General features: G+C 64.0%; 15 protein-coding genes. 9 read left to right on the top strand and 6 right to left on the bottom strand.

The annotated features are described in order from the left end of the window. Positions 1-3 precede the first annotated feature (3 nt). The 3 genes from CSC73_RS02160 to glk all read right to left on the bottom strand — a co-directional run bounded on the left by CSC73_RS02160 (position 4) and on the right by glk (position 6405). Positions 4-2418 carry a beta-N-acetylhexosaminidase gene (locus CSC73_RS02160; RefSeq protein WP_163838822.1) on the bottom strand — a complete coding sequence of 805 codons (2415 nt, stop codon included), beginning with the start codon at positions 2416-2418 and terminating at the stop codon, positions 4-6. 265 nt (positions 2419-2683) lie between these two features. Next, a complete protein-coding gene (locus tag CSC73_RS02155; protein ID WP_163838821.1) occupies positions 2684-5263 on the bottom strand; it encodes a TonB-dependent receptor in 2580 nt (859 codons plus the stop codon). A gap of 137 nt (positions 5264-5400) precedes the next feature. Continuing rightward, on the bottom strand, positions 5401-6405 hold the full coding sequence (gene glk, locus CSC73_RS02150; protein WP_246197284.1) for a glucokinase: 1005 nt from the start codon (positions 6403-6405) through the stop codon (positions 5401-5403). A 344-nt stretch (positions 6406-6749) separates the two neighbouring features. Here glk and CSC73_RS02145 point away from each other — a divergent pair, with 344 nt between their 5' ends. The 7 genes from CSC73_RS02145 (at position 6750) to CSC73_RS02115 (ending at position 14277) form a co-directional block, all read left to right on the top strand. Then, positions 6750-7817 carry a LacI family DNA-binding transcriptional regulator gene (locus CSC73_RS02145; protein ID WP_163839064.1) on the top strand — a complete coding sequence of 356 codons (1068 nt, stop codon included), beginning with the start codon at positions 6750-6752 and terminating at the stop codon, positions 7815-7817. 333 nt (positions 7818-8150) lie between these two features. Beyond that, positions 8151-9170: an aldo/keto reductase gene (locus tag CSC73_RS02140; protein WP_163838820.1), complete on the top strand. Its 1020-nt coding sequence runs from the start codon at positions 8151-8153 to the stop codon at positions 9168-9170. After that, positions 9167-10018 (top strand): amidohydrolase family protein, encoded by an 852-nt coding sequence (locus CSC73_RS02135; RefSeq protein ID WP_163838819.1) that lies wholly within the window; start codon positions 9167-9169, stop codon positions 10016-10018. Before CSC73_RS02140 ends, CSC73_RS02135 begins: the two co-directional genes overlap by 4 nt. Positions 10019-10073: 55 nt before the next feature. Further along, entirely contained in the window at positions 10074-10820 is a 747-nt protein-coding gene (locus CSC73_RS02130) for an SDR family oxidoreductase (protein WP_163838818.1), read from the top strand. A gap of 26 nt (positions 10821-10846) precedes the next feature. After that, complete coding sequence (locus CSC73_RS02125) at positions 10847-11698, top strand: fumarylacetoacetate hydrolase family protein (protein ID WP_163838817.1); 852 nt, start codon at positions 10847-10849, stop codon at positions 11696-11698. Between the two features lie 52 nt (positions 11699-11750). After that, a complete protein-coding gene (locus tag CSC73_RS02120) occupies positions 11751-13097 on the top strand; it encodes an L-fuconate dehydratase (protein ID WP_163838816.1) in 1347 nt (448 codons plus the stop codon). Between the two features lie 40 nt (positions 13098-13137). Beyond that, positions 13138-14277 carry an L-lactate dehydrogenase gene (locus CSC73_RS02115; protein ID WP_163838815.1) on the top strand — a complete coding sequence of 380 codons (1140 nt, stop codon included), beginning with the start codon at positions 13138-13140 and terminating at the stop codon, positions 14275-14277. A 42-nt stretch (positions 14278-14319) separates the two neighbouring features. Here the strand turns inward: CSC73_RS02115 and CSC73_RS02110 are convergent, their stop codons facing one another. Together CSC73_RS02110 and fucP are read right to left on the bottom strand one after the other, a co-directional pair. Further along, positions 14320-14676 carry an L-rhamnose mutarotase gene (locus tag CSC73_RS02110; protein WP_163838814.1) on the bottom strand — a complete coding sequence of 119 codons (357 nt, stop codon included), beginning with the start codon at positions 14674-14676 and terminating at the stop codon, positions 14320-14322. Positions 14677-14679: 3 nt separating this feature from the next. Then, entirely contained in the window at positions 14680-15981 is a 1302-nt protein-coding gene (gene fucP, locus CSC73_RS02105) for an L-fucose:H+ symporter permease (protein WP_163838813.1), read from the bottom strand. Between the two features lie 179 nt (positions 15982-16160). Here fucP and CSC73_RS02100 point away from each other — a divergent pair, with 179 nt between their 5' ends. Then, complete coding sequence (locus CSC73_RS02100; protein WP_163838812.1) at positions 16161-16943, top strand: IclR family transcriptional regulator; 783 nt, start codon at positions 16161-16163, stop codon at positions 16941-16943. A gap of 545 nt (positions 16944-17488) precedes the next feature. Then, on the top strand, positions 17489-19525 hold the full coding sequence (locus tag CSC73_RS02095) for a CshA/CshB family fibrillar adhesin-related protein (protein ID WP_163838811.1): 2037 nt from the start codon (positions 17489-17491) through the stop codon (positions 19523-19525). An 87-nt stretch (positions 19526-19612) separates the two neighbouring features. Here CSC73_RS02095 and CSC73_RS02090 read toward each other — a convergent pair whose 3' ends face one another. Then, positions 19613-20419, bottom strand: a complete 807-nt coding sequence (locus tag CSC73_RS02090) for an arginase family protein (protein WP_163838810.1) — start codon at positions 20417-20419, stop codon at positions 19613-19615. Between the last annotated feature and the right edge of the window lie 215 nt (positions 20420-20634).

Below are 20634 nucleotides of genomic sequence, written 5' to 3'. Positions count from 1 at the left end.
CTTTCAATGCATGGCGGGTGGCGACTGCGCGGTGGCCTCGATCAGCTGAACCGCTCCTATCGCATACAACGGACCCGTGATGGATGCGGTGAAGCGCAGGCACAGCTCGTGAACGCCCTTTTGCGGCGGCAACGGCGCTTCCAGCGTGAACTGTTCGCCCAGGGCAGCTCCGGCCGGCAACGCCATTTTCGCCAGCGTCTTGCCGCCGCAACCGTCCAGCACTTCGAGTTCGCCATGAGCACGCCCGCCCTGCGGCGCACTCGAAGGATACTGATGCACCTTGGACTGATCGTGCGCCAAGCCATAGTTGCGCGCCAGCCGTGCGGCGTCGACGCGGATTCCCGCAATACCGTCCAGCCGCGCCTGCGGATAGGTCCAGCAAGCGTAGAACAGGTCCACGTTGTAGACCGGCGTGTCCATGCCCGGCATGTCCGGCAGCAGCGGTACGCGCAGGCCCAGCGGACCTCCATCGTGGCAGTTGCGCAGGCCCTGGGTATCGACGCTCAACAGCGTTTCGCGGTCGAAGCGCCGGCTACGCGCGGCGGCCAGCGGCCTGCCGTCCTCGGTGAACACCGCGGCTTTCACCGTAACCGGCAGCGTCGCCGCGAAGGGCGCGCTGTAGCGCGGGGATTCCTGCGTAGGCTCGCTGCCATCGATGGTGTAGCGGATCTGGCCGAAGCCGGTCTGGTTGCCCAGCGCGATCCTGGCCTGCCCGCCGTTCGATACCGTGTCGAGGCCGCCGTCGATCTTGATATCGGCGGCGAAGGCGCCGTCGCTGTAACCGATACCCAGCGCACGGTAGCGCTGCAGCTGCGCCGGCAAGCGTGAGAGGAAGCCGTTCCAGTCGCGTGCGGCCATCGGCGACCAGGCCACTTCGGCCACCGCCGCCATGCGCGGGAACAGCGCGTGTTCGACATGGCGGCGCGAGGGAATGTATTCGCTCCACAACGCGCCCTGCGCGCCCAGCACATGCCGGGCCTGGGCGGCAGTCAGTCCCGGCGGCACCGGATCCAGTTCGTAGACGCGCGACAGCGGCAGCACCGCCAGGCGGCCGTTGGGCTCGTCGCTGCGCTCGGTCTGCAGGTTGTCCAGATACATCCAGCCGGCAGGGGCCAGCACCACGTCGTGGCCTAGCTTGGCGGCGGCCACGGCGCCTTCCACGCCGCGCCAGGACATCACCGAGGCGCTTTCCGGGAGGCCGCCTTCCAGGATCTCGTCCCAACCGATCAGGCGCCGGCCCTTGCCGGTCAGGTACTTGGCGAGTTGCGCATTGAACCAGCCCTGCATCGCGTGCGCGTCCTTCACTCCCAGTTTTCGCATTTGCGCGCGGACCGCTGGCGACGCTTCCCACTGGTCCTTGACCGCTTCGTCGCCGCCGATGTGGATGAAAGGCGAGGGAAACAGTTCCAACACTTCGTCGAGCACGCCCTCGATGAACTTCATGCTGCGTTCGTCGGTGTCGAAAAGATAAGGATTGACGCCCCAATCCACCGAAACCGACGGATGTTCGCCGGTCACGCCGACTTCTTCCGGATAAGCCGCCACCGCCGCCTGCGCGTGGCCGGGCATGTCGATTTCGGGCAGGATGGTGATGTGGCGCGCGGCGGCATAGGCGACCAGGTCGCGGATCTGTTCCTGCGTGTAATAGCCGCCGTAGCGCTGCGGCGTGCCGTGGCGGCCCGCGCCCGGCGGCGTGCGCCATGCGCCGATCTCGGTGAGTTTGGGATAGCGCTTTATCTCGATGCGCCAGCCCTGGTCGTCGGTCAGATGCAGATGCAGCACATTGAGTTTGTGCTGGGCCATCGCGTCGATCATGCGCTTGACCGTGTCCACGTCGTGGAAGTGGCGGGCCACGTCCAGCAACTGGCCGCGCCAGCCGAAGCGCGGCCAATCTCTGATCCTCACCGCCGGGATCTCGATGGGGCCGCGACCGGCGTCGGCGCTCGCCAGTTGCCATGCGCTGATCGCACCATAGAACAGGCCAGCGGCGTCGCGTGCGCTGATGCGCAAGCCCTGCGCATCGACGTCCAGCGCGTATCCCTCGGCCTGGGCTACCGGCGACTTGGTATCCAGCTGCAGGCGAATGCTGGCGGGGGAGGGTGTGGATTCCTCGCGTACGGGAAGGTCCAAGCCGCGCGTATCTCGCAGCAGTCGGACCAGATGGTTTGCCGCATCGCGTGCGGGAGCATCGCCCTGTGCGACAGAGACGACGGTTCCGCCAGTGATTTCGAAACTGCCATCGCCGCGTTGGACCTGGGCGGGCGCGGGGATCAACGGCAGCACTCCGGCGCGTGCCGCGACAGGCGCCGGAGCCGTGCGCCCGCTGCAACCAAGCAGCAACATGCCGACGGCCAATAACAAGACGAATACGCGCACCGTTGTACCGATGCGTGCGGAACGGGTGGGTATCGTGGTCATTCGGTCGCCTTCTTCATGGTTTCTGTCGAAGTGGGCCTCACGACAACCATGCATGCCGACATCGGTCTTGCGCAACAGGCGTCGGCGATGGAAAGGGGATAAGTGCGAGCGGCAGTGCAAACGAGGCGTCGGAATGGGCCGCTGTGTGGCAGCTGGCTATCGGGCTTCATGGGAACCGGCACTCATGGAAAGTCGCGGAGCTGGTAGCGCCCCAAAAAAAGAGCGGCGCCATCGTGGAGGGAACGATGGCGCCGCCCGTACCGCATCAGAACTTGACGTTGAAGGCCAGCTGGTAGTTACGTCCGCTCTTGTACACGCCGAGCGGGGTGCGCTTCTGGGTGTCGTACCAGTAGTAGGTTTCGTCAAGCAGGTTGGTGGCGCTGAAGGTGACGCCGAACATGTCGTTGATCTCGTAGCCGGCGATCAGGTCGAGCTGCTTGTACGCATCGGCGAACACGGTGGACTGCTGGCGCCCGATCTGGTTGAAGTATTCCGAGCGGTAGCTGTAGTTCACGCGCACGCTGAACGGACCTTTCTCGAAATACGGCGTCAGCGTGTAGGCATTCTTCGAGACATAGGGAAGGAACAGATCGGTGCTGGTGCTGGTGTCGGTATACGTGTAGTTCGCGTTGATGCCGAAACCATTGTCGAACGCGTGCTGGTAGATCAGCGCAACGCCGGTGGCCGTGGCATCGGCGACATTGATCGGACGGCTGATGGAATAGACGCCGGACACGCCGGAGATCGGATTGGTCAGTTGCTGCTCGGTGGTGTTGGTCACGACATAGTTGCTGATGTCGCGACGGAACACTTCGGCCGCCAGCATGCTGCTCGGGGCGAAGTACCACTCGAACGCCAGGTCGTAGTTGTTGGCCTCGTAGGGCTTCAGGTCGACGTTGCCGCCACCGCCGGTGAAGTTCGTGTCGTCGAGATCCAACGTTCCCGCCAGTTGGCCGTAGCGTGGGCGGGCCATCACCTTGGCCGCTGAGAAGCGCGCCACCATGTCGTCATTGATTTCGTAGGCCAGATTGAAGCTGGGCAGCGGCTTGTAGTAGCTGCGGTTCGCCAGCGCCCGATCGTAGCCGCCCGAGCCGTTGCTGACCCAGTACAGCGACTTGTCCGAAGTATCCACGTAGCGCACGCCCAGGTTGCCGCGCCACTTGCCCGACTCGAAGTTCGCCTGCGCGTAGAAGGCGTTGGTGATCTCCTTGACCGCGAACGAAGGACCGTAGTTGTAGTTGTACGGGCCGCGCGGCGTCAGCGTATTGAAGTAGGCGATGGCCGCGCCCAGGTCGGCCGTCGGCCAACTCGTCAAATCTCCGCTCGCCCCGAGTCCGTCGTAGAGGCCGCTCGGCGCCATGCCGCCGAGAATCTCGGTCAGGTTCAATGCCGAGACCACGTCCACCGCATTTCCGCGCGAAGAAACGCTGTTGTCGTGGTTGGTGTACTTGTAGCCCATCTGGACCTTGTTGATCGGGCCCCATTCCACGTTGCGCTCGGCGTCGAACTGGAAGTAGCGCTCCTTGTCGCGGCTGGTCTCGTAGTACTGGCCGCCGTACTGCTGGCCGGGCGCCAGGCCCCAGTTGGACGCATCGTTGTTGTCGTAATTGACGATGGTGTGATTGGCGTCGTATTCGAAGTCGAAGCCGCCGCTGAGCAGCAGCGTCTTCATCAGGTACTCCGGATCCTTGCCGCCCTTGGCGCTGGTGGTGCCGCCCTGGGTAGTGAACACCCAGTTGTCGCCATAGTAATCGTGGCGCAGGTTCAGGCTGTTGGTCTCCACCTGGCTCTTGCGCAGGTTGAAATCGTGCTGCGCGTAAGCGTCGCCGTCGACGTCGGCCGCCACCACGTAACCGTCCTCGATGGTGGCGCTGGTGATCTGGCTCAGGCTGCAGGCCGGGCAGACGTAGCGCGCCTGGCTGAAGTTGTCGTACTTGCCCTTGACGTAGAGGCCGGTCAGGTTGAACTCGTTGCGCTCATTGGGCTTCCACTGCAGCGCCGCCTGCAGGCCGTCGCGCTTGCGGTCCTGCTGGAAGTACGAACTGCTGATGCCGACCGGAAGCTTGGCCGCCGCAGGATCGCCTTCGCCGGTGATCGTGGCGGTGGCGGGCAGTCCCGTGACGTAGCCCCAGTACTCGATACCGGCGCGGGAAATGCTCTGCTCGTCGTGCGTGCCCGAGACCAGGAAGCCGAAGTCCTCGGCGTCGTTCTTCCAGCTCCAGAGTACCGAACCGCGTGGATTGCCTTTTTCCGAGCGGTCGTTGTAGTTGTAGCCGAGCGAACCGCGGATGGTGTTGCTGGGCAGGTCCAGCGGCTTGCGGGTGTGCACGATCACGGTGCCGCCGATCGAGCCTTCGTCGATGCGGGCTTCCGGGGTCTTGTACACCTCCATCAGGCCGATGATTTCCGGCGAGAGCAGGGTGTAATTGAAGGTGCGGCCGCTGGTGTCGGTGGGATTGCCGCCCCAATCGCCGGAAGCGATGGTCTGGCCGTTGACCAGTACGCGGTTCAACGCCGGGTCGGTACCGTTGATGCTGACCTTTTCGCCTTCGCCGAACTGGCGGTCGACGGTGATGCCGGGCAAGTGCGACAGCGATTCGGCGGCGTTGGTGTCGGGGAATTTGCCGATGTCTTCGGCGCTGATCGCATCGACGATGGAATTGGCCGAACGCTTGACCGCCTGGCTCTTTTCCAGGGAGAGGCGATAGCCGGTAACGGTGACGGTGTCCAACTGCGTGGCCTGCTCGTTGGAACTAGGCGCTTGGCTGGCGGCATCCTGCGCGTGGGCGCTGAACGCTATGCAAGCGACGATGGCTGACGATAGTGCTGACTTGCGGTAATTCATGCCACTCTCCCGATCGATCTGTTGGATGCTGCGGTGGTTGTGTAGTTGCCGAGCCGTGTTGCTCCGTGATTTCCGTCTGGGCGCCTGATGCGCCCCCTCCGTGTCTGTGGTGTTGCAGTTGCGAAAGCTTGCGTTTCCTAGTGCAGGTACCAGTGCGCTGCGCCGACCACGCCAAGTTGCCCGTGCTCGACCAGGCGCACGGGAATGCGCTCCAGCGCCGCGCACATCGGCCCTTTGTTGAGGTAGCGGGCGACGAAGTCGCTGCGCAAAAGGAAATCGCGGATCTGCGGCAGAACGCCGCCAGCCAGGCGGATGCCGCCCTGCGCGCCGTAGGTCAACGCCATATCGCCGACCACGCTGCCCAGGAAGCCGCAGAAAGCTTCCAGAGCTTCGCGCGCAAGCGCGTCGTCGCCGGTCTGCGCCGCCGCGGTGATCTGGTTCGGCGTGGACAGCACGGGTTTCGCGCCGCGCAGCACCGCCAGCGCGTTGTACAGATTGAGGATGCCGGGGCCGGACAGCACCTGTTCGATCGTCACGTGCCGGTGCTGCTTCAACAGTTGCGCCAGCAGCGCCAGTTCCAGTTCGTTGTTGGCCGCCAATGCCGCATGCCCGGCCTCGGTGGCCAAAACGAAGGGACGTTCGCCGTTGGGAATCCACAACGCCGCACCCAGGCCGGTACCAGGGCCCAGCACCAGCACGGGGCCGCGCACCAAAGCCTCGTATGGCCCGGTGATGTGGGTGGTCTCCACGGTGGGGAGGGTGGCTGCGGCGTAGGCCACGGCTTCGAAGTCGTTGACCAGACGCAGGTCGGCGAAGCCGAGGCGTTCGCGGGTCTCACGGATCGACAGCGGCCACGGCAGGTTGGTGGTGATGACTGTCTCGTCGTCCAGCGCGTAGCCGGCGCTGGCGACCACTCCGCGGTCCACTCCGCTGGCGCCATGCGCGGCCAGGAATTCGGAGATGAAGTCGACGAGCGAGGCGTGGTCGCTGCAATCGTATTTCTGGAACGCCAGCACTTCGACCGGCCGGCCGGCGGCGGCTCCGGCGCGCACAAGGGCCAGGCGCGCATGGGTGCCGCCGACATCTGCGGCGAGGAACGGCGTGCCGTTCACCAGTGAACCCATTGTGGGTGGATCGATCATTGCGAACACATCTCCCATGCCTCGCATTCCGTCATGGCGCCCGACTAGCACCTGACTATGGCTCGAGTTTGGATCGATCTAAACAACGATGTCAATGGCCTGTCATCGGTTTCTGATAATGGTGTCGGATAAGCGATAGAAACGCCTGTTCATATATGAAAAGTCCTGGATTGATCTCAAATTTGTTGATATTTTGAGGTTTTAGAACGTTCTAATGCGCCGAATCACCAAGCAAATTGGGCAGCCGAAAGGGCGCTTGTCGGAGCCCGGCCGGCGGCCTGAGACGGGATGCAGAACGGAAGGCGAAGCGGATGAACCAGGAAACCATGACAACGCAAGCCACCATGCGCAGGTCCACCATCAAGGACGTCGCCGAACGCGCCGAGGTGTCGCTGAAGACCGTGTCCCGGGTGATCAACAACGAACCGTCGGTAGCGTCGGCCACGCGCGCGCGCGTAGCGCAGGCGATCGCCGAACTCGGATACGAACCCGATCCGTCCGCACGCAATTTGCGCAATGGTCTGTCGTTCGTTATCGGTCTGGTCTACGACAATCCCAACCCGTACCACATCATCGCGATGCAGAAGGGCGTGCTGGCCGCTTGCCGCGAAAACGGCTTCGGCCTGCAGATCCAGCCGGTTGACTCAACGTCGCCGTCGCTGGCCGACGAACTGGTCGATTTCGTACAGCGCTCCCGTCTGGCCGGCCTGGTGCTGACCGCACCGATGTCCGAACGCAAGGATCTGGTCGACGCGCTGGCAGCGCGGGGAGTCGCACTGGTGCGCATCATCGCCGCGACCGAAGACCCGGACGACGGCCTGCCGTGCGTCTATGTCGACGACCGCAACGCCGCCTACGAGATCACCGAACACCTGATCCAGCTCGGTCACCGGCGCATCGGTTTCCTGTGGGGCGGCCCTCAGCACCGCTCCAGCGGCGAGCGCTACGCAGGTTACGAAAAGGCATTGCAGGATTACGGCATGGCCGTCGACGCCGGCCTGGTGGTTTCCGGCGACTACACCTTCGACGACGGCTTCCGTGGGGCGCGATGCCTGCTGGCACTGCGCGAGCCGCCGACCGCGATCTTCGGCAGCAACGACGAAATCGCGGCCGGCGTGCTGGCCGCGGCGAAGTCCACCGGCATCGGCGTGCCGTACGAACTTTCCATCGCCGGCTTCGAGGACAGCCCGTTCTCGCGCCAGTCGTGGCCGCCGCTGACCACCGCCAAGCAGGCCACCGACGGAATCGCCAGACAGGCTGCACGGCTGCTGATCGCCAGCCTGCGCCGGCATCATGCTTATGCCGATCACCCGATGACCACGCGCAATCAGGGCTTCATGCCGCAACTGGTGGTGCGCGGGTCGACCGCGCCGCCGCAGTTACGCCCATCGTCCAGCAAGGGCAATCAGTAACCGGACGCCTGCCGTCTTGGAGGGCAGGACATTGGATATGGCCACGGGTTACATGCTGCTGACGATCAACTCAGGCTTGTGAAGGTAAATGTATAGATATCAATGCATTGAAAATTGTTTTTATTGTATTTGATGCATTGAAGTATTTGGTTTAAATATGAGATGAAACTTCGTATATGAAATGATAGTGTTTGCAGAGTAGATCAAGCTATCTGTCCAAGCGCAGCTACACGGTTCCAACTCCCTGGGAGGGGACGCCATGCACAGATCCATGGGCGGTAACCGGCAACCCTTGCCGCTGCAATCGCGACTCATCAGGGGATGAAGCGAACGATGCCTTCAGCCACCGACATCGCAGAGCGACGCCTGGGTGCCACCGGCATCAGGCTGCCTGTACTGGGCTTCGGCGCCGCGCCCATCGGCAATCTGTACACCGAGGTGACCAACGACGAAGCGATGCGTGCGATAGGCGCCGCACTCGAAAAGGGCATCCGCTATTTCGATACCGCGCCGTACTACGGTTATGGCTTGAGCGAGTCCCGCCTGGGGCAGGGACTCAAGGGCGTGCCCCGCGAAACCGTCCGCATTTCCACCAAGGTAGGGCGACGGATCTACGAAGATGCGAGCCGCAAACCCGGCCAGGAAGGCTTCGCCGTAGCCGGCTACAAAGCGGAGTTCGACTACAGCCGCGATGGCGTGATGCGCTCGTTCGAGTCCAGTTTGCGGCGCTTGGGAACCGACCGTGTCGATATCCTGCTGCTGCACGATATAGGCCGCCTTACCCATGGCGACAACCATCCGGTCATGCTGCGGCAGGCGCTGGACGAGGCGTTGCCGGCGATGGCCGAACTGAAATCCTCCGGCGCGTGCGGCGCCATCGGCATCGGCGTCAACGAAGAAGACATCGCAGTCGAACTTATGCCGTTGTTCCCGTTGGACTGCGTGATGCTGGCCGGCCGCTACACCTTGCTGGAACAGCACGCCTCGCAGCGGATCATGCAGGAAGCGCAAGCGCGGAACATCGGCATCCTGGCAGCGGGTCCGTACAGCTCAGGCTTGATGGGCGATGCGCGGGCGCCGGGCAGCACCTACGACTACGCGCCGGTGGCGCCGGAAGTCCTGCAGCGCGCTCGGCGGATCTACGCGATATGCGCCGAACATGGCGTGGACGTGGGCGCAGCCGCTTTGCGGTTTCCCCTGGCCCATCCGGCAGTGGCCAGCGTGGTGGCCGGAATGCGCAACGCGGAAGAAGCGATAAGCGCGTCGCTGCGGTACCGCGCGGAAGTCCCCGCAGAGTTCTGGCAACAGCTCCGCGCCGAAGGACTGGCGCAGGACTGGGCGAGGACGCCATGATGCTTGTCGACTCGCATCTGCACTTCTGGCGGCTATCGCGCGGCGACTATCTGTGGCTGACGCCGGAATTTTCCGCGCTGTATCGAGATTTCTCGCCGAACGACATCAACGCTACTTTGGGGGCGTGCGGGGTCGGGTCGGTGGTGGTGGTGCAGGCCGCCGCCACCGAAGCCGAAACCCACTATCTCCTTGAACTGGCGCGCGAGCATCCTTTCATCGCCGGTGTGGTCGGGTGGACCGACTTCGAAGCCGAAGACGCGCCGCAGAGAGTAGCCGCGCTTTGCCGCGCCGCGCAGGGCCGTCTGAAAGGACTGCGGCCGATGGTCCAGGACATTCCGGACGAGCGGTGGCTGTCGAGATCTGCGCTGGACCCGGCTTTCGATACGCTGATAGCCAACGATTTGTCGTTCGATGCCCTGGTGGCGCCCAAGCACTTGCCGGCGCTTGCGGAGCGGTTGGATCGTCATCCCCAGTTGAGGGCCGTACTCGACCACGCTGGGAAACCCGATATCGCCGGCGGCGGGTTCGACGATTGGGCACGGCAGATCGTTCGCCTGGCCGGCCAAGGGAACTTGTCGTGCAAGTTGTCCGGCTTGCTGTCCGAAGCCGGGCCTTCGGCTTCGGCGGCGGATATCGAACCTTACGTGGCGCATCTGTTCGCCAGTTTCGGACCCGAACGGATCATGTGGGGCAGCGACTGGCCCGTGCTGACCGCCACTGCCGGCTACACGCATTGGTTCGACATGGCCAAAGCGCTGGTCGGACGCCTGGCCGCAGGCCACCTGGAAGACGTCTTCGCCAACAACGCCCAGCGCTTTTATCGCCTGGAGCGGAAACCGTACTTGTGAACCGCAGGAGAAAAGCGATGTCTAGACTGTCCAACGATCCCCAGGCGGTCGCGCGATGAGCGGCCGTCTGCACGGGAAACGCTGCCTCATCACTGCAGCCGGCGCCGGCATCGGCCGCGAAAGCGCGCTGGCATGCGCGCGTGAAGGGGCGCGGGTGCTGGCCACCGATATCGACGCGCAGGCCCTGGCCTCGCTTTCTGCGGAGTCCGGATCGATCGAAACGCGGGTGCTGGACGTCACCCGTGCGGCGGATATCGATGCGTTCGTGTCCACGCAGGACGCTTTCGATGTGCTGTTCAACTGCGCCGGATACGTGCACCAGGGCAGCATCCTCGATTGCGACCCGGAGGCATGGCGGCGCTCGTTCGCGATCAATGTGGACGCCATGTACTCGCTGTGCCGTGCGGTGCTGCCGGGCATGCTGGCTCAGCGCCGGGGAAGCATCATCAACATGTCCTCGGTCGCCTCGAGCATCAAGGGCGTTCCCAACCGGTTCGCCTATTCCACCACCAAGGCGGCGGTGATCGGCTTGAGCAAAGCGATTGCCGCCGACTTCGTCACCCAGGGCGTGCGCTGCAACGCGATCTGCCCTGGAACCATCAAGACCCCTTCGCTTTCCATGCGCGTCGCCGCGCTGGGCGGCGATCAGGAAGCGGTATGGAAAAGCTTCATCGATCGCCAACCGATGGGCCGGCTGGGCGAGCCGCGGGAAATCGCGGCGCTGGTGGTCTATCTGGCATCGGACGAGTCCTCTTTCACTACCGGACAAACCCACATCATCGACGGCGGCTGGTCGAACTGAAGAATGGAAAAGAAGGAGATACTGCGATGAAGTTGCTGCGTTACGGACCTGTCGGGCAGGAACGTCCCGGATTGCTGGATGAGCAAGGACGGATACGCGACCTGGGAGGTGTCGTCGACGACATCGCCGGCGAGAGTCTCACAGCGGCCGGCTTGGACAAGCTCCGCGCGCTGGACACCGCTTCCTTGCCTCTGGTGGCCGAAGGCGTACGGGTCGGCGCGGCGGTAGGGCGGATCGGCAAGTTCATCTGCGTGGGCCTGAACTACGCCGACCATGCCGCCGAATCGGGCATGGCCGTGCCCGATCAGCCGGTGCTGTTCATGAAAGCGACCAGCGCGGTGATCGGACCCGACGACACGGTGGTGATCCCGCGCGATTCGCACAAGACCGATTGGGAGGTCGAACTGGGCGTGGTGATCGGCGACCGGGCCCATGACGTACCGGTCGAAACGGCGTTGGACCATGTGGCCGGCTACGCGGTCATCAACGACTTGTCCGAGCGCGAGTTCCAACTCGAGCACGGCGGACAGTGGGTCAAGGGCAAGAGCTGCGACACCTTCGGCCCCATCGGCCCCTGGCTGGTCACCCGCGACGAAATTCCGGACCCGCAGAGCCTGGCGTTGTGGCTGGAAGTGAACGGCCACCGTTACCAGAACGGCAATACCCGGACCATGGTGTTCACGGTCGCGAAGCTGGTCAGCTACATCAGCCGCTACATGACCCTCATGCCGGGCGATGTGATCAGTACCGGCACGCCGCCGGGCGTGGGCCTCGGCCAGAAGCCGCCGGTTTACCTCAAGCCCGGAGACGTCATGGAGCTGGGTATCCAGGGACTGGGCCAGCAACGGCAGCAGGTCGTTGCCTATGGCAAGCATTGACATGTCCGCCGACCGCCGCATCGAACAGCATAAGGAAGCCTGAGGAAAGGGCATGAGCAAATTCACCGCAATAGACACCTACGACGTCCGTTTTCCCACTTCGCGCGAGCTGGACGGTTCCGACGCGATGAATCCGGATCCCGATTATTCGGCCGCCTATCTCATCCTGCGCACCGACGATCCCGATGGGCTGGCCGGCCATGGGCTGGTCTTCACGATCGGGCGCGGCAATGACGTGCAGACCGCTGCGATCTCCGCTCTCTCGCATCTGGTGGTGGGGCGCGACGTGGATGCGGTGCTCGACGACCTGGGTTCGTTCGCACGCACCCTGACCGACGATTCGCAGCTGCGCTGGCTGGGCCCGGAGAAGGGCGTGATGCACATGGCCATCGGCGGGGTGATCAATGCCGTGTGGGACATGGCCGCCCGTCGCGCGCGCAAGCCGTTGTGGCGCTACATCGCCGACATGACGCCGGAAGAACTGGTGCGCACCATCGATTTCCGCTATCTCTCCGATGCGCTCACGCCCGAGCAGGCGCTGGATCTGTTGCGCGCCGCCGAACCGGGCAAGGCGCAACGGATGGCGTCGCTACTGCAGGACGGCTATCCCGCCTATACCACTTCGCCCGGCTGGCTCGGCTATTCCGACGAAAAGCTGACGCGTCTGGCCAGGGAAGCGGTGGAGGACGGCTTCCGCACCATCAAGCTCAAGGTCGGACTCAGTATCGAAGACGACATGCGCCGCTGCCGTCTGGCGCGCGAAGCCATCGGCCCGGAGGTCGCGATGGCGGTGGACGCCAATCAGCGCTGGGATGTCGGTCCTGCCATCGCCTGGATGAAACAGCTTGCGCCCTTCGGCATCGCCTGGATCGAAGAGCCGACCAGTCCGGACGACATCCTGGCCCATGCCGCCATCCGTCGCGGCATAGCGCCGGTGCCGGTTTCCACCGGCGAGCACACGCAGAACCGTGTCGTCTTCAAGCAGCTGCTGCAGGCGCAGGCGGTGGACCTGATCCAGATAGACGCGGCGCGCGTGGGCGGGGTCAACGAAAACCTGGCCATCCTGCTGCTGGCGGCCAAGTTCGGCATACGCGTGTTTCCGCATGCCGGCGGCGTGGGCCTGTGCGAACTGGTCCAGCACCTGGCCATGGCGGATTTCATCGCCATCAGCGGCAGCATGGAGGATCGCGCCATCGAGTTCGTCGATCACCTGCACGAGCATTTCGTCGAACCGGTGACCATCCGGCATGGCCGCTACCTGGCGCCGGCGCTTCCGGGATTCTCGGCGGAGATGCATGTCGACTCCGTGCGGCGGCATCTTTATCCAAGCGGCCCGGTATGGAGCGAAGAAGCGCTTGCGCTTGCGTCGCAAGGCCTCAATGCGCAGGCGGCGGGATAACATTCCGCATCAACGCTCTACCTAGAGTCGGAGTCGAACCATGGCCAGGCCCGTTTCAGAGCTGCGCGCCGCCGCACGACGGCGGTTGCCGCGCTTGCTGTTCGACTATATCGACGGCGGCTCGTACGACGAAATCACGCTGCGGCGGAATGTCGACGACCTGAAGGCGATCGCACTGCGCCAGCGCGTGATGACCGACATTTCCGGACTGTCGATGGCGACCACGCTGTTCGGCCAGGAGATGAGCATGCCGCTGGCGCTGGCGCCGGTCGGTTTCGCCGGCATGTACGCGCGGCGCGGCGAAGTGCAGGCGGCGCGCGCCGCGCAGGCGGCCCAGGTTCCGTTCTGCCTGTCCACGCTGAGCATCTGCGGATTGGAGGAGGTGGTTGGCGGCAGCGGGGCGCCGGTCTGGTTCCAGCTTTACATGGTGCGCGACCGCGGCTTTTGCAAAAACCTGATCGAACGGGCCAAGGCCGCCGGATGCCCGGTGTTGCTGCTGACCGTGGACTTGCCGATCGCCGGTGCGCGTTACCGCGACCTGCGTTCCGGCATGTCGGGGCCTACCGGCATGAAGGGCGCATGCATGCGCGCCTGGCAGGGCGCTACCCATCCACGCTGGCTATGGAACGTGCAGCTGCGCGGAGGACCGCACCGTTTCGGCAATATCCCGCCGGAAGTGATCGGCGAAGCGGGGCTGGGCGCGTTCGCGGGCTGGATCAAAAACAACTTCGATCCCACCGTTACCTGGAAAGACCTGGAGTGGGTGCGCAGCCACTGGGATGGCCCCATCGTGATCAAGGGCCTGTTGGATCCCGTGGATGCGCGCGATGCATTGGCCGCCGGCGCCGACGGCATCGTGGTGTCCAACCACGGCGGTCGCCAGCTGGACGGCGTACTGTCTGGCATAGCGGCTTTGCCGGCGATACTGGATGAAGTGGGGGGACGGGTCCCGGTCCTGATGGACGGCGGCGTCCGCTCCGGCCTGGACGTCCTGCGCGTGCTGGCCACAGGCGCGCAAGGCTGCCTGGTGGGAAAAGCCTGGGCCTATGCGCTGGGCGCAGGCGGCGGGCAGGGCGTGAGCGAAATGCTGGCGACCTTCAAGGCCGAGCTGGAAGTGGCCATGTCGCTGACCGGCTGCACCGACTTGAACAAGGCCGGCCGCGACTTGCTTGCGCTTTGATCGGCCGGCGAGCGAAGCAGAGCAGGGCAGCGGGGAAGGCCCTTACTTGTCCCTGCGGGATTCGGACAGCGAGAAAATACGCGTCATAAGCCGCCACTTCTCGCCCGGCGCGGATCCGGGCAGCGGTTTCTGGAACGACGACATCAGGGCCTCCCACGCCTGTACCCTAGGGTCGGCGGCATCGGCGGTGGCTTTGGCTTCGGGCGAATAGTCCTCGTCCACGTCCATGGTCAGCACCAGGCGGTCGCCGATACGGTGTATCTCCATGTCGCGTATTCCAGCTGCGACGATGGAATCGACGATCTCGGGCCAGATCGCCTGTGGGCTATGCCAGCGCTCGTATTCGGCGATCAGCGCCGGATCGTTGTGCAGATCCAGCGCGTAATAAAGCCGCGGCATTGCTCAAGCCCTCCCGGCCGCAGGCCGGCTTTGGCCGACAGAGGCCAAGGCGAACCACAAGATCACCGCAAAGCACAGGGCCGGGACCGCCATTGCCCAATGGATGCCCGCCTGGTCCGAAACCGCCCCCATCAGCGCGGTCAGGATGGCGCCGCCGATGATCGCCATGACGATCAGCGAGGACCCCAGCTTTCGCTCGTCATCGCCCAATCCTTCCAGGCCCAACGCGAAGATGGTCGGGAACATGACCGACATGAAAATACTGCTGGCCACCAGCGCGTACACGCCGATCGAATGCGGCGTCGCCACCGCCATCGCGCAAAGCGCCAGATTGATCAGCGCGAATATCGCCAGCAGACGGGCAGGGGACAGATAGCGCAAAAGCGCCGTGCCCACGAACCGCCCAAGCATGAACAGCACGAGAGAAACGGTGAGATACGCCGCGGCCGACTTTTCGGGCGTTCCCGGCAAACCGTCCTGGATGTATCGAATCAGGAAACTCCAGATGCCGACCTGCGCGCCCACGTAGAAGAACTGGGCCACGATGGCCAGGACGAAGCGCCGCTTGCGCAAAAGGCGGCCGAAAATGCCGTGGCGCTGACCTGCCGGTTCGGCTGCGCTCGAGGTTGCGGGAAAGCGGGTCAGCGCGATCAACAACGCCCAGAGCACCACGATTCCGCCGATGACCAGGTACGGGGTCTGCACGGCCGAAGATTCGGCCGCATGGAACGCTTGGCGCGCCGCAGGACTCATCGCCGCCAGATCGGCCGCCGAATGTTCGATGCCCGAAAAAATGAAATGCTGCCCGATCTGGATGCCGGTGATCGAGCCCAATGGGTTGAATGCCTGCGCCAGGTTCAAGCGCCTCGCTGCGCCTTCGGCCGGACCCAGGACGGTGACGAGCGGGTTGGCCGTGGTTTCCAGAAACGCCAGGCCGCTGGCGATCACGAACAGCGCCAGCAGGAAGAGATTGTAGGTATGCGCTTGCGCCGCCGGATAGAACAGGAACGCGCCGGTGGCGTACAGCAACAGCCCAAGGACTATCGCCGCCTTGTAGCTGTAGCGCCGCATGAACATGCCGGCGGGGATGGCGAACACGAAGTAGCCCAGATAGAACGCGCTCTGCACCAGACCGGCCTGGAAATCCGAAAGCTCGAAGGCTTTCTTGAACTGCTTGATCAGGATGTCGTTGAGGTTGTTGGCCATTCCCCACAGGAAGAACAGACTGACAATCAGGACCAGAGGCAGAATGGCGGTCCGGACCAAAGAGTTCGGCGCAACCGTGGTGGCGTCTTCGAAGTGCATGCCGCTTACCCCTCCCAAGGCTTGCTGCGCTGGCGTCTTTTGGAGCCTACTGCGACCGACGTTATTATGCAAATATAAAAATAATATTTATATATGAATGCAATGCTGGCCGCCGAACTGCAAGCTTCGGTCTCCGGCACCCATGCCGGCACTCACCTTGTTCCCTTATGCTGTTCAGCATGACTGCCAAGACCCCCAAGTATCGCGCGCCCGCTCTGGACAAGGGCCTGGACATCCTGGAGCTGCTGGCCCAGAACGCCGGCCCCCGATCCATGGGCGAAATCTCGGAAGGCGTGGGGCGTTCGCGCAGCGAAATCTTCCGCATGCTGCAGGTGCTCGAAGAGCGCGGCTACCTGACCAAAGTAGCCGGCAACGGGGACTATATGCTCACCAACCGTCTGTTCATGCTCGGCATGCAGCAGCCGCAGGTGCAGAACGTCACCGAAGTGGCGCTGCCGGTGATGCGGCATCTGGCCGACAGAATCCGCCAACCCTGCCATCTGGTCGCGCCCTCCGACGACCAGATCGTGGTCATCGCCCAGATCGATGCGCCCAGCGATCTGGGCCTGGTGGTGCGCCCCGGCCATCGGCGGCCGTTGGCGCACTCGACCTCGGGTCTGGTGTTGTTCGCATTCCAACAGGAAGACGTCCAGGCGCGCTGGCTGAAATTGATCGATGAGAGCGAAGTGCCTTACGAGCGCGCGCAATTCCTGAAAGCCGCGCGCGAAGTGCGCGAGCACGGTTATGCGATGCACCCCAGCGAGGCGGTGGTCGGCGTCATCGACCTTACGGCGCCGATCCTGCAGCAGGAGCACGCCACTTACACGCTCACGGTACCCTTCATCGAACGCCGTCCGCAGCAGATCAACGTGCAGGAAGCCCTGAACTCGCTGCGCGAAGCGGCCGATGAGATATCGCAGGCGCTTATGTATCGTCCGCCGCGAAGTATCGAGGCTGTTTGAACGGAATGCGTTATTCTCCCGGGCGAGCCACAGCCAGGGGCCGCACCGCGTACCACCAAGGCGCCACCACTCGTTGAGCGCTACAAGCGCAGTTCCGTCCGAATTTCATCCTGCAATGTCTCGACAGGACAAAAAAACGCCCGTCCCGAAGCGCCACAGGAGCGAAATCCGCTTGGCGTAAAGTGTATTTTGCCTTACCATTTTCATGATTCGGATCACAATTCCATCGCTCCTTGCGCTGGAATTTCGGTCTGAAACAGGGGGAGCTCGGTGCAGCGGCGCTGTACGAGAGCCATTGAACGTGAAAGAGCGCAGGCCATCAGCGGCTGCGTTTGAAGGGGAGCGGTCGGGTGGTCATGAATCCAGGCAGTCTGCGCGCGGCTGTGGGCCGTGGCCTATCCGTGCCCGCATTTCGCGCTTGGCGTAAGCCGAACGGCGATCTCCCAGGATGCGGTTAACCGCTGTCGCCATTGCTTCCCCAGCAGGATCGACGATCCGTCGATTACGACCATACAAGCCGGATGTCGGCCAAAAGGAATAGACGCATGCGATCACAAGTGAAATTCTGGGCCTCGAAGGGCGCACTCGGCATTGCCTTCTGCGCGCTGCTGGCAGTGGCGTCTCCGGCGCAGGCGCAATTCGCCACGGGCGGCAGCGGCTTGCATCGCGGGCGCATCTTCTGGGTGGACTGGGGCAACAACGGCGAAAATGTCTTCGCCGGCAAGACGATCACCCGCGGCTTCAATATCGGCACGCCGGCGTCGAGCGCCAACCGTCTCGATATCACCTGCACGCTGAGCAACGCGGCACGCACGCGCGGAACCGTGAACGGTTTGACCGTCTACACCCCCGGCAGTTGGCAGGGCGACGGCCTCGATGATCTCTACAACATCGGCGGCAATCATCCGGGGCAGGGCGCCAACCCCAATACGCTGAGCGTGGGTCTGGCGACGCCGGGGAGCACGACGATCGAGTTCGACTTCTCGTGCAGCGCCACTTTGGGAGGAGTGCCTTTCGGACTCAGCGGCCTGGTGTTCGCGGATGCAGAAGCCAGCGGCGGCAGCGAGTTCGTCGCGGCACGCCTGACCAGCGGCGGCACGCTGCGGGTGATCGACGAAATCGCCCAATGCCGCGGCGGCAACACCAATATCCGCTCCACGGTCACCGTGAGCGGAAATGAAGTCAGGTTCGCCGGACCGACGGCGCCGGCGACCAGCTGCGAGGGCAACGCCACGCCTTCGCTGCGCGCGGGCCCGGCGCTCGTCGGTTTCATCGACGGCGCCTTGTCGGCCAGGGTCATCGCGCAGGGCGGCGGCGTTTCCGCAGTCGCAGTGGGCGCGGTGATCGATCTCGAATTCTCCGAGGCCATTCCCGCCTCGTACGGCAGCGCCGCTGCGCACGTGCTCAATACCAACTGGAGCGGGGGCGTCGCGGTCACCGGCGGCGACTACAACGACCGCGCCAATCTGGCGACGGTGGTGCCCGGCGCGCGCCTCGGCGCGACGATCGAGCCGGATCCCGATGCTGCCGGTGCGGTCGGCGGCTCCGACGTCGACGCTCTGCCCAAGACCACGGGCCCGCTGGGAAGCGGCTATGCCGCCGTGCCGCCGCCAAGCGGTCCATCCGGCGCGAGTTACACGATTTCGAATATCGCCTGCACCGGGCCGGCTTTCGTAGCGGGCTGGATCGACTTCGACGGCAACGGCAGCTTCGATGCCGACGACCGTTCGGCGACGGCGACCTGTCCGAGCGGCAGCGGCACGGTCTCGCTGACCTGGACTATTCCGGCCGACTATACGACGCAGGCGACGAGCTACATGCGCCTGCGCTTGTCGCCCGATGAAGCGAGCATAGCCAATCCCGCCGGCGTAGCCGTTAACGGCGAGGCGGAAGATTATCGGTTGGCCTTGCCGCAAATAGCGCCGACCGTGACCATCGCCAAAATCAGCACCGGTGGCGTGGGTACGTTCTCCTTCAGCGGCGACAACGGCATCGCCGCGCAAAGCCTGACCACGACGGCGCCGAACACCGCGGTCAGCGGCGCAGCGCAATCGCTGACCGCGGCGGGCGCGCCCGTCACCCTCACCGAAGATGCGGCAACCGGCTTCGCCTTGACGGGCATCGTGTGCACGGGACTCGGCGCGGGCGGCACGGCCACGCCGGATCTGGCCGCGCGCACTGTCCTTCTCGATGCCGCAGCGACGGCGGCGGATGCCAACATCACCTGCACATTCACCAATAGCGCCATCGCGAACCTGCAGATCACCAAGACCAACACCCCGGCGAGCGGCAGCACGGACGGCGGCAACGATACGGTACCTGCCGGATCGAATGTCGACTACACCATCGTGGCCACGAATCTGGGGCCGGGCGCAGCCGACGGCGCTGTAGTACGCGATACTCCGTTGACAGGACTGACCTGCGCCACTGCGACTTGCGGTTCAAGCAATGGTGCAACGTGCCCTGCCGAGACCGGGTCCGCGCTGGCCACCGCGATGCAATCCGCCGCCGGAATCGGCATTCCAACGCTGCCTGCGAACGGGAGCGTGACCTTCACGCTGTCGTGCAGCGTGTCGCCCTAGAGCCCGATACAGAGGGCAGGGGAGTGGTGCTGTCCATGCATCCGCAACCGGATCATCGTGCGAAACGCACGGGCACCGGTTGCGGCTTCATGGATCGAGGGCTGCCTCGCAGAGCCTCGCAATCGTCTTGCTGCCTTCGCGGGCTTCATCTTCATCGGCAGGGGCGAATTCGGTCACCGTGAGGCCGACCAAGTCCGACTCGCGTGCTATGCGGCCGACCAGGGCGATTGCGTCTTCGATCCCGAGGCCGCCTTCGGGATAAGCGACGTAAGGAAATTCGCGCGGATCGAGCGCGTCCAGGTCGAAATGGATATGGACCGGCCCGTCGATGGACACTTCCGGATCCAGCAACTTCAAATCCAGTTCACGCTGCAACGCCCAGTCGCCGTCGTCCCCGACCCTGATGCCGAAGTAGTGGAAGCGGGCCGGGTCGAGCGGAGCGCGCAGGAAGGGCCGCATCGGTTCGGGTGCGCGCCCCAGAATGGCGCTCACCGGCATGCCATGGAAGTTGCCGCTGGGGGAAGTCTCGGGTGTGTTCGCATCCAGGTGGGCATCGACCCAGATTACGCGCAGGCCAGGATGTATTCCGCTTAGATAATCGATCACTGCGACATCCACTGCGCAATCTCCGCCAGCGGTCAGCACACGCCTGGCACCGGAGCGTGCGAGGATATCCTGAGCGCTGCGGAACTGCGCAAAGACCGCTTCCCAACGCCGTACGCCGTAAGCGGCTTCCACGTTGCCGTCGTCCAAGGGCACCCGTACCAGTGGCGCGTACCGCCCGCACACCGCAGCTGCCGCTGCAGCGCCACGCGGGAGATTCTCGTGCCGACCCGATCCTTGCCATTGCGGATAAGCGAGGCTGAGGTCGAATTGTTTCTGCAAAGACTGCATCTGTTTCGCGCTCCATCTGTTCGTGGCGTTACTGGCAATCGTCTAGTTCCGTCCAAGACCATCAAGTCGAGTAGTACACGCCTAAGCATGACAGTGGCTTGATCCTGAGCATGGCAGAGCTCAGATCCTGGCTGGCGGCGTGTGCAGAAACAGCCTCGAAGCCAGAACCGAGCAGTCGCCAGGGCAAGCAGCTCCAATATCTAATTTCGCATAAT

It is taken from the genome of Pseudoxanthomonas sacheonensis (assembly GCF_010093305.1).
In the GTDB taxonomy this organism is placed as follows: Bacteria; Pseudomonadota; Gammaproteobacteria; order Xanthomonadales; family Xanthomonadaceae; genus Pseudoxanthomonas_A; species Pseudoxanthomonas_A sacheonensis.
Note: the sequence above shows the minus strand (reverse complement) of the source record. Positions and strands in the feature narration are given on the sequence as shown.

What these genes read in the sequence shown, in the direction of transcription:
- CSC73_RS02140 (WP_163838820.1), top strand. Translation starts at nt 8,151, where the DNA reads ATGCCTTCAGCCACCGACATCGCAGAGCGACGCCTGGGTGCCACCGGC.
- CSC73_RS02155 (WP_163838821.1), bottom strand. Translation starts at nt 5,263, where the DNA reads ATGAATTACCGCAAGTCAGCACTATCGTCAGCCATCGTCGCTTGCATA.
- CSC73_RS02135 (WP_163838819.1), top strand. Translation starts at nt 9,167, where the DNA reads ATGATGCTTGTCGACTCGCATCTGCACTTCTGGCGGCTATCGCGCGGC.
- CSC73_RS02130 (WP_163838818.1), top strand. Translation starts at nt 10,074, where the DNA reads ATGAGCGGCCGTCTGCACGGGAAACGCTGCCTCATCACTGCAGCCGGC.
- CSC73_RS02125 (WP_163838817.1), top strand. Translation starts at nt 10,847, where the DNA reads ATGAAGTTGCTGCGTTACGGACCTGTCGGGCAGGAACGTCCCGGATTG.
- glk (WP_246197284.1), bottom strand. Translation starts at nt 6,405, where the DNA reads ATGATCGATCCACCCACAATGGGTTCACTGGTGAACGGCACGCCGTTC.
- CSC73_RS02145 (WP_163839064.1), top strand. Translation starts at nt 6,750, where the DNA reads ATGCGCAGGTCCACCATCAAGGACGTCGCCGAACGCGCCGAGGTGTCG.
- CSC73_RS02090 (WP_163838810.1), bottom strand. Translation starts at nt 20,419, where the DNA reads ATGCAGTCTTTGCAGAAACAATTCGACCTCAGCCTCGCTTATCCGCAA.
- fucP (WP_163838813.1), bottom strand. Translation starts at nt 15,981, where the DNA reads ATGCACTTCGAAGACGCCACCACGGTTGCGCCGAACTCTTTGGTCCGG.
- CSC73_RS02095 (WP_163838811.1), top strand. Translation starts at nt 17,489, where the DNA reads ATGCGATCACAAGTGAAATTCTGGGCCTCGAAGGGCGCACTCGGCATT.
- CSC73_RS02120 (WP_163838816.1), top strand. Translation starts at nt 11,751, where the DNA reads ATGAGCAAATTCACCGCAATAGACACCTACGACGTCCGTTTTCCCACT.
- CSC73_RS02115 (WP_163838815.1), top strand. Translation starts at nt 13,138, where the DNA reads ATGGCCAGGCCCGTTTCAGAGCTGCGCGCCGCCGCACGACGGCGGTTG.
- CSC73_RS02110 (WP_163838814.1), bottom strand. Translation starts at nt 14,676, where the DNA reads ATGCCGCGGCTTTATTACGCGCTGGATCTGCACAACGATCCGGCGCTG.
- CSC73_RS02160 (WP_163838822.1), bottom strand. Translation starts at nt 2,418, where the DNA reads ATGACCACGATACCCACCCGTTCCGCACGCATCGGTACAACGGTGCGC.
- CSC73_RS02100 (WP_163838812.1), top strand. Translation starts at nt 16,161, where the DNA reads ATGACTGCCAAGACCCCCAAGTATCGCGCGCCCGCTCTGGACAAGGGC.